This window comes from Dyella sp. EPa41 (assembly GCF_016586165.1).
In the GTDB taxonomy this organism is placed as follows: Bacteria; Pseudomonadota; Gammaproteobacteria; order Xanthomonadales; family Rhodanobacteraceae; genus Dyella.
The window spans coordinates 1-8,168 of the sequence record NZ_BCPR01000118.1; the positions used below are offsets into that span (position 1 = coordinate 1).

Here is an 8,168-nt window from a genome sequence, read left to right on the forward strand (position 1 = left end):
GCGAGCCCAATCGCGGTAACGCAACGATCAGGCACAACGACTGTGCCGGTGAGACACGCCACCAAAACTGAGGCGAAAGGCTGTCGCGCACAGGGTGCGCTCCTACAAGGCAACGAACGCCACGCAGAGAAAGTGACCCGGGCCGCGACAGCGGCTCGGAAGCCCGCCGCCCCACAGGGACTTCCTTCGGTCGCATGCGAGCCAGGCCGCGAAAGACAGCAACTAAGACATCGCCAACTGCATGCCTGAAGAACGAATGCTGCAGACCGGCGCGAAAGGCGGTCGCGCACTGGGTGCGCTCCTACAAGGCGAGTGGAACGCTGGTCATTGCGGAATCGGCGGTTCGGTACCCGGCGAAGGCGGACCCGGCAGCGGCGGCAGGTAGTAGAGGCGCCAGGCGACCAGCAGGCCGGCCAGCACGAGAATCGCGACGAACGAGGCCACGCCGTTCCAGCCGTGCGTGGCGTAGAACACGCCGCCGCCCGCGCCGGCCAGGCTCGAGCCCATGTAATACGCGAACAGGTACATCGACGAGGCTTGCGCCTTGGCGTTGCCGGCGCGACGCCCCACCCAGCTGCTGGCAATGGAATGGCCGCCGAAAAAGCCGAAGGTCACCGCCACGATGCCCAGCACGATCAACGGCAAGGGCCGCAGCACCGTGAGCCCGACGCCGAGCAGCATCAGCGCGAATGCCGTCCATAACACCTTGCGGCGCCCCAGCTTGCCGGCAAGATGCCCCATCCACGCCGAACTGAAGGTGCCGATCAGGTACACGCTGAAGATCGCGCCCACCACCGCCTGGCCCAGGTTGTAAGGCGGCGCCAACAGGCGGTAGCCGATGTAGTTGTAGAGGGTGACGAACGCACCGAGCAGCAGGAAACCCTCGGCAAACAGCCACGGCAGGCCGGCGTCGCGAAACGCGAGCGCGAAGCGGCCCACCAACGTGCCCAACCGCAGCGGATGACGCACGTGATGCCGCGAAGGCGGCAGGCTGCGCCAGAAGACGAGACCGGACACCAGTCCGATCAGCCCCACCGTGGCAACGCCCCAGCGCCAGCCCACGAAATCGGCAAGCACGCCGGCCACCAGGCGGCCGCCCATGCCGCCGATCGCGTTGCCGCTGATATAGAGGCCCATGCCCAGGCCGATCGACTCGGGATGCATCTCTTCGCTGAGGTACGTCATCGCGACCGCAGGCAGGCCGCTCAAGGTGAGGCCCAGCAGCGAGCGCAGCACCAGCAGCATGGTCCAGTCCGGGACCAGCGCGGTCAGAAGCACCAGCACGGCGGATGACAGCAGCGATGCCGTCATCACCGATTTGCGGCCCACCGCGTCGGATACGCCGCCCGCAAACAGCATGGCGAACGCGAGCACACCCGTCGTGAGGGACAGCGACAGCGCCGAGGTGGCGGCGCTCACGCCGTAGTCCCTGCTGAACTCAGGCATCAACGGCTGCGTGCAATAGAGCAGGCCGAACGTCGCCACGCCGGCGGCGAACAGGGCCAGGTTGGTACGACGGAAGGCAGGAGTCCCGTGGCGGATATGGGTGGAGGGCTCAGGTTCCGTCTTGCCGGGACGATGTTCCGGATGGGACACCGGACCTGCCTGGTCTTGCCTGGCCATCCACTCGCACCTTTACCGCACCGGAAAGGCAACAAGCATAGGCCGTGGCGGCGCCCGGATCGAGGAGCGGTTCAAAACGCCTGTTTGGAAAACGTTTTCTCCATCGCCAGACCCGGGTGAAATCGACCCGGCAGCCGATTAACGTGATACATAGTGCCCAACGAGAGCCCGCGACAAGCATAAAGGGCTCGGGTACCGGCAGGGGGGCCGGAACATGGGGGGATTCGTGTATCGCAAGCCCGTGGCGGTCTTCGTCGCCTGTCTGTTCGCGGCGCTTTACGCGCTGGTGTTGCATGCCGCCCCTGGCCTGCCCCGCGAGCCGCAGCTGCAGATCGCTTCGCTGCCGGCCACGGCACCGATGCTGCCAGCCGCACAGGTGGTGCAAGGCGCGCTTGATACCTCCTTCGTGCCGAGCCCATCGCCCTATACGCCCAACGCCGCCGATACCCGCCGCTGGTATCGCCTCACCACGGATATCGATTGGAACCACGCAAGCCCACCGGTGCTGAGCTTCACCGGCGCCACCTATATCCGCATCACCGTCTACGCACCGCCCGATTACCAGCCGCAAGCGCTGTGGTTCGCGCAAACCGAAGGCATCCATCGCTTCTCGCGCCATCACCTGGCCGTCCAGCTGCCGCAAGACCTGCGCGCGGGCCAACCGATCTACGCGGAGATTGCCTCGGACAGTTTCACGCGCCAGATCAAACCGGCGCTCACCGACATGGCGCACTACCAGGCCGAAGACCTCGCGCACGTGCGCCTCACCACGCTGTTCGCCAGCGTGCAGTTCACCATGATCCTGGCCGCGATGTGCCTGTGGCTGGTGCTGCGTGACCGCGTGCTGTCCTACTTCATCGGCTATGCCACGTTCCAGCTCGTCTACCAGATGCTGATGAGTGGCGAGATCTACGAGCTGCCTGGCGGCAGCATCTTCGTGCCGCTGGGCACGCGCGCACCCTGGCTGTTCGCGACGTTGAGCGCACCGCTCTCGATGTCCTTCATCCTGGAATTCTGCGACCTGCGCGAGATCACGCCGAGGGCCGCGAAGATCATGGGCTGGATGCGCTGGCCGTTCCTGCCCGCCGCCTTGCTGATCTGGATGCCGTTCGCGGTGCGCACGAACGCACTCGTCAACTCGTTCAACCTGTGGTTCATGATCACCTCGGTGTGGGCGCTGGGCACGGTGATGCTTGCCGCCGCGCGCCACGGCCGGCAGGCACGATTCTTCCTGATCGCCTGGATGCCGCAGGTAATGCTCACGCTGCTGCGCGTGCTGCAGATCCTGCTGAAGCTGGACCTGCCGCCATGGCTGGAATACGGCTACCCGTTCACCATGGCGTTCTCCTGCGTGGTGGTCACCATTGGCCTCGCCGATCTCTCGCTGCGCGCGCGCCGCGAGCGCGACATGGCGCACCATCTCGCCGACCACGATGCGCTCACCGGCGTGCTCAACCGCCGCGCGCTGGTTCGCCGCCTGCATGCGGCCATCGCCGATGCGCGACAGCACAAGGAGCCGCTGGCGCTGCTGTTCCTCGACATGGACCATTTCAAGTCGGTGAACGACCGCTACGGCCACCAGGTCGGCGACGCCTGCCTGCGCGCGGTGGCCGAAGCCATCGCCGACGAACTGCGGCCCACGGACTGGCTGGGGCGCTACGGCGGCGAGGAGTTCGTGGCTTGCCTGCCGGGCGCGAGCCATGACAACGCCATGCATATCGGCGAGCGTATCCGCCATCGCATCGAGACCCTGCAGGTGCATTCGCGCGGCACCACGCTGCAGACCACCATCAGCATGGGCGTCGCCAGCCTCGGCGACCACACCGATACCGCCGACGAGTTGATCGCCCGCGCCGATGCCGCGCTCTATCGCGCCAAGGTCGACGGACGCAATCGCATCGTCGCGTACTCGCTCTTCGTCGCTACCACCCACTGACCCAAGGACGCCCGTGGACACACCGCATGTGTTGCAGCCGCACGACCTGGAAGCCGGCGATGTGCTGTTGCACATGGGGCGTGGCGAACTCTCGCGATTGATCGCATGGGTGGGCGACAGCGCCTACAGCCATGCCGCCGTGGTGGTCGACGACACGCAGCTGATCGAGGCGGCCGCCAGCGGCGTGCGTCTTGCGACGCTCGGGCAGCGCATCACGATGAGGGAGAACTTCCACTACATCGACGTGTTCCGGCCATCGCGCCTGCAACAACCGGACCGCGACACGATGCTCGGCGACCTGCGCATGGCGCTCATGCCGTATCTCGGGCGCCCGTACCCGATGACCTCGCTGTTCATGCTCGGCATCGTATGCGCGGTACGCAACAAGATTCCCGGCAGCCGCGACCTGCGCCGCGTGGTGCGCATGGCGCTGGACCTGGTCGTCGACAACGACCCGACCCGCGTGGTGTGCAGCGAACTGGTCTATCGCGGCTTCGACGAAGCGCCGACCTCGCCGGCCCATGCCCTGCGCCTGCCGGTGGCCACCCGCTCCCGCCAGCACACGCCGCTGCCCGACATCGACCTGCTCGCGCTCGCGCACGAGACCCTGGACGACTTGCGCCGTGCCGATCGTTCGCCGAGCCTGGCCAGCGAAATCGCCCTGCTCTCTTCGCCGATGCACGGCATGCGCGAGCTGACCGCCGCCGCGGCCGAAGACGCCTCCGAGGATGAAGATCTCGCGCTTCGCCTGTTGCAGGCCCGGACGCGCCTGGGCATCACGGCACCCAGGCAGGCGTCGCTCGCCGCCACTGGGGCAGCGCTCGCCCTGCCCGAGCCGACGCCCAATCCCAAGACCGTACTGCCGGCCGATCTCGAGTTCAGCCCGGGGCTGGTGAAGATCGGCCGCCTGGCGCTCGCTTCGACCTAGCGACCCGATGCGCTCCGGCGATTACTTCGCCGGGACGCCATAGGCCCATACGAGAAACGGCGGCAGCATCCGCTTCCACGTCGCCTGGTTGTGCTCGCCGTCGGCCAGCACCTGGAACGCGACGTCTGCGCTGCGCGCGGGATGGTCGCCGTCATCGTCGTCCACGCGGTAACCCAGGTCGCGCAGCCCGCGCTCGCGGGTTCCATCGGGAAGGCGAACACCTTCAACGAGATCCCGCGCGTCTTCCACCGCATCGATCACGCCGTTGCCATTGCGGTCGTTGGTCTCCTCGCGACCGCCCACGGCGATCCAGAAGCGCAACGGTTTGCGCGCCGTGGCCCGATCCACCATGGCCTGCGCCAGACGCGAGGACTCCACCGCCTGTGGGCTGCTGCGATCCGCGGCGAGCCAGAACGACGGCGAGAACGCACCGACGCGACCGAACACCTCCGGATATTCCCACCCAAGGTTGAACGCGTTCAACGCGCCAAGCGACCAGCCGAGCATCGTGCGGCCGCTGGCGTTTGCGCGGGTGCGGTAGTGCGCGTCCACATATGGCACGAGCTGTGTCGCGACCCAGTCGGAATACTCATGGGCGCGGCTGCCGATCGGCCCGATACGCGAACCGCCCACCACGCTGCGACGACGGCTGCGGTCGGACAGGCCATAACCGGACGCGCGATCCGCCAGCATGTCCACGGCGACCACGATCACCGGTTCGATGGCATGCGCGGCATAGAGCCGCGCAAGCGTATCGCGCAGGCCTACCGCCGCCATGTCCTGTCCGTCGTTGGCATAGAGCACGGGGTAACGGGCCGGTGCCGCGCCCTTGTCCGCATAGCCCGGCGGCAGGTAGACCGTCACCTTGATCTGTTCGGGCGCAAACGCCTTCGCATCCATGGCCAGATGGACCACCGATGGATCATCGCCCGCTTGCGCGGATGCCTGTCCATGCGCGCCGCCCGCCAACAGCAAGCCGAGTACCAGCAGGCGCCACCGCTTCATGCCTCTCCCTCCCTCACGCGACGTCGTCATTCGAGCACCAGCAGCCAGCCCTTGCCGGGCTCGACGGGAATGGCATCACCCGGCCTGAAGGTCGCCGCGGGCTGGAAACCTTCGATCGGCGTCGCCACCAGCCTTGCCTTGCCGGCAGCAAGGCCCAGCGCCTTCCAGTCGACGGCCAGCTTCACCGAAGTCTTTTCAGGCGCCCAGGAAGCCAGCGCCACGAGCGTCTTCTTGCCCTTGCGCACGTAACTGGTCGCCAGCACGTCGGCACGACCGGTCTTGATCGGCGTGTCGTGCACCCACCAGCCGACCATGTCCGCCTGCTCGATGCCGAACGCGTCCCACAGTTTCCACAGCCCGCGCGGATCGCTGCCCGGCGACCAGCCCAGGCGGTTCGTCATGCCGAACAACATGCCGCGCCACGGGTTGCCGTCGTGCTGCAGCATCTCGCCCATCAGGCCATACGGAATACCCGAGATCTCGGTGAGCCAGTAGCCCGGCGAGGTCTTCTCGTAGTCGAACTCCTCGCCGAACCACAGGCGATCGAGGTACGGGAACAGTTCCATGTACAGCAGTACGCTGTTGATGTAACCGTCGCGCGGGTTGTATTGGCTGGCCGAGTGCAGGTCGATCAGCGGTTGCTCGCGATGGGCCTGGAGCACCTTGCGCACGCGCTTCATGGTGGTGCGGTCGTAGGCCACGTCGTCAAGGTAGAGGCCATCGATGCCCATGTTGCGCGCGAGCCAGTCCAGCCCTTCGATGTAGTAGTTGTGCCAGCGGCTCTGCCCCGCGTTGATCACCGCGGCATCGCGATTCTCGGGCACGTGCCACGCGGCGATGTAGTCGCCATCCAGATGCTCCTGCAGCCAGGAGAAGCCACCACCCTTGCCGCCGCTGACCACCTCGTGGCCCAGGCTTTCCAGCATCGGCAACTCGGGCGCGCGATCGGACAGCTCGCGCACCGTGTCGTAGATCTTCACGCGCATGCCGCGCTGGTGTGCCGCATCGATATAGGCACGCATCGCTTGCGGCTCGAGGAAGGGATAGTTGATCCATGGATTGATCGGCGTCGCGTGGTGGATGTTCACCACGTTCGCACCATCGGCCTTGATCGCATCGAGGTCGCCGTACTTGTGGAAGTAGCGCTCGGCAAAGTGCTCGGCCGGCTTGATCGGCTTGAACGGGGTGACGCGCATGACGAGGTCGTAGTGCAGCGTTTCGCCGGCTTTCATCTGGCGCGGGCCGCTGAACGCTTCCACCGCGTAGGCCTCGCGGCCGCCGTGCAGGCGAATGCCGCCCTGCCCGGCGTTGTCCCACGACACCGGCATGCGCAGCGGTTGCTGATGGTAGAAGTTGGTATTCAACGGACGCTGGTAGTGCTCGTCGCGCAGGTGGAACTCCAGGCCGGCGTTCACCGTGCCGATCCACGCGCCGTCCTGGTTGTTCCGTACGTTCCACTTCCACTCGAAATCCGCAGGCGCGTGGTCGCCCGTGCGTCCCAGGCCGAGCTGGTACTGCGCCATGCCATGAGTCAGCGGCATCTCCAGGCGGATGTCGCGAAGCGTCGCCGCGTCCTTCGCCGTCAGTGCGATCGAGTAGACCAGCGTGCCGTCCGCCTCGAGGCTGGCCTGCACGTCGCCCTGCAAAGGCCCGGCGGCACCGGCCACCTGCCAGTGCGCCTTGGCCGGGCCATCCGCCTGCACGGCGGGCGCCTTCGAGCCGGTCAATACGTGCACACCGCTCGCGTCCTCCACGACCAGGCGCATCGGCGCCGCCAGCATGCTCATCGGCCGGGCGGCGAATCCCGTCATGCGCTCGTCGAAACGGCTGGTGATTTGGGCCGGCAAGCCGTTGTCGCCGAGCGTCACGTCGCGGCCCAGCAGGCCCAGCGTGCTGTCCTTGACCGTGATCGCGGTGAACGGCTTTACCAGCTCGTCGTCCTGCGCCAGCGTGGAGTCGAGCCAGCGCAGGCGCGTGAGCTTGAAGGGATCATCGTCGCCGTGCGCGACGGCCTGCCCGGCCTCCACCGTGACGACGAGCGGAATCTTCTTTGCCGGCACATCCTCCGCGCTGACCGTCACCTCGCCGCGATACACACCGGGCTGCGCGGATGCCGGTATGTCCAAGCCCATCCACAACGGCTGTATCTTTCCTTCCGGCACATCGACGCGTGTCGTGAACGGCTTGCCCACGTAGTCGACGCCGCCAAGGTTGAAGCAGGTGAATGCAACCGAAGGAATGCTAGCGCCGGCATCGCCGCGCAGGTCGCTGAACGACACGCGCACATCGTCCACCTTGCCATGCGGCGCCCATGCGCCCACCTGGAAGCTCAGGTATTCGCCACGCAGCGCGCTGTCGCTCAGCGTGCCGCCCGCGCCGCGCTTGGCCCAGCTCTCGGGCAAGGCATCGAACATGCGCACCGGATGCTCGCGCGTCTCCGGAAACACCAGCAGTCGTTCGTTCGCATGCGCCGCCAGCAGCGCCGTCACCTCTGCCGGCGTGGCGGTGCGCTCCATCGAGGTGTATGCATCGAAGTCATCGACGGCCTCATAGCGCAAGACGGTCGCTTCAGGCAGCTTGCGCCAGGCGCGCGCATCGGCGCCGACCTTTTTCGCCCAGCCCGCGTCCGCGGTATCCACCGGCGCGGCATAGGCCAGGGTGGGATAGTTGCTGCGT

The 8,168-nt window shown here is 66.7% G+C and carries 5 protein-coding genes; 2 read left to right on the plus strand and 3 right to left on the minus strand.

Annotation, left to right across the window (positions count from 1 at the left end; translation table 11 throughout):
* Window positions 1–324 precede the first annotated feature (324 nt).
* A complete protein-coding gene (locus tag JMF82_RS21085; protein ID WP_201316489.1) occupies window positions 325–1,623 on the minus strand; it encodes an MFS transporter in 1,299 nt (432 codons plus the stop codon).
* Window positions 1,624–1,837: 214 nt separating this feature from the next.
* On the opposite strand from JMF82_RS21085, the gene JMF82_RS21090 reads away from it, so the two are divergent.
* The gene (locus JMF82_RS21090) at window positions 1,838–3,559 is read left to right on the plus strand and encodes a GGDEF domain-containing protein (protein ID WP_201316490.1); all 1,722 of its coding nucleotides are present in this window, start codon (window positions 1,838–1,840) and stop codon (window positions 3,557–3,559) included.
* Window positions 3,560–3,572: 13 nt separating this feature from the next.
* Entirely contained in the window at window positions 3,573–4,487 is a 915-nt protein-coding gene (locus JMF82_RS21095) for a hypothetical protein (RefSeq protein ID WP_201316491.1), read from the plus strand.
* 21 nt (window positions 4,488–4,508) lie between these two features.
* Here the strand turns inward: JMF82_RS21095 and JMF82_RS21100 are convergent, their stop codons facing one another.
* Window positions 4,509–5,492, minus strand: a complete 984-nt coding sequence (locus JMF82_RS21100; RefSeq protein ID WP_201316492.1) for an alpha/beta hydrolase-fold protein — start codon at window positions 5,490–5,492, stop codon at window positions 4,509–4,511.
* Window positions 5,493–5,518: 26 nt separating this feature from the next.
* A partial coding sequence (locus tag JMF82_RS21105) for a glycoside hydrolase domain-containing protein (protein WP_201316493.1) occupies window positions 5,519–8,168 on the minus strand: 2,650 nt, incomplete at its 5' end.

Bases quoted from the DNA above. Each gene is read 5' to 3' on its own strand.
- JMF82_RS21085 (WP_201316489.1), bottom strand. From the start codon at position 1,623: ATGGCCAGGCAAGACCAGGCAGGTCCGGTGTCCCATCCGGAACATCGT.
- JMF82_RS21090 (WP_201316490.1), top strand. From the start codon at position 1,838: ATGGGGGGATTCGTGTATCGCAAGCCCGTGGCGGTCTTCGTCGCCTGT.
- JMF82_RS21100 (WP_201316492.1), bottom strand. From the start codon at position 5,492: ATGAAGCGGTGGCGCCTGCTGGTACTCGGCTTGCTGTTGGCGGGCGGC.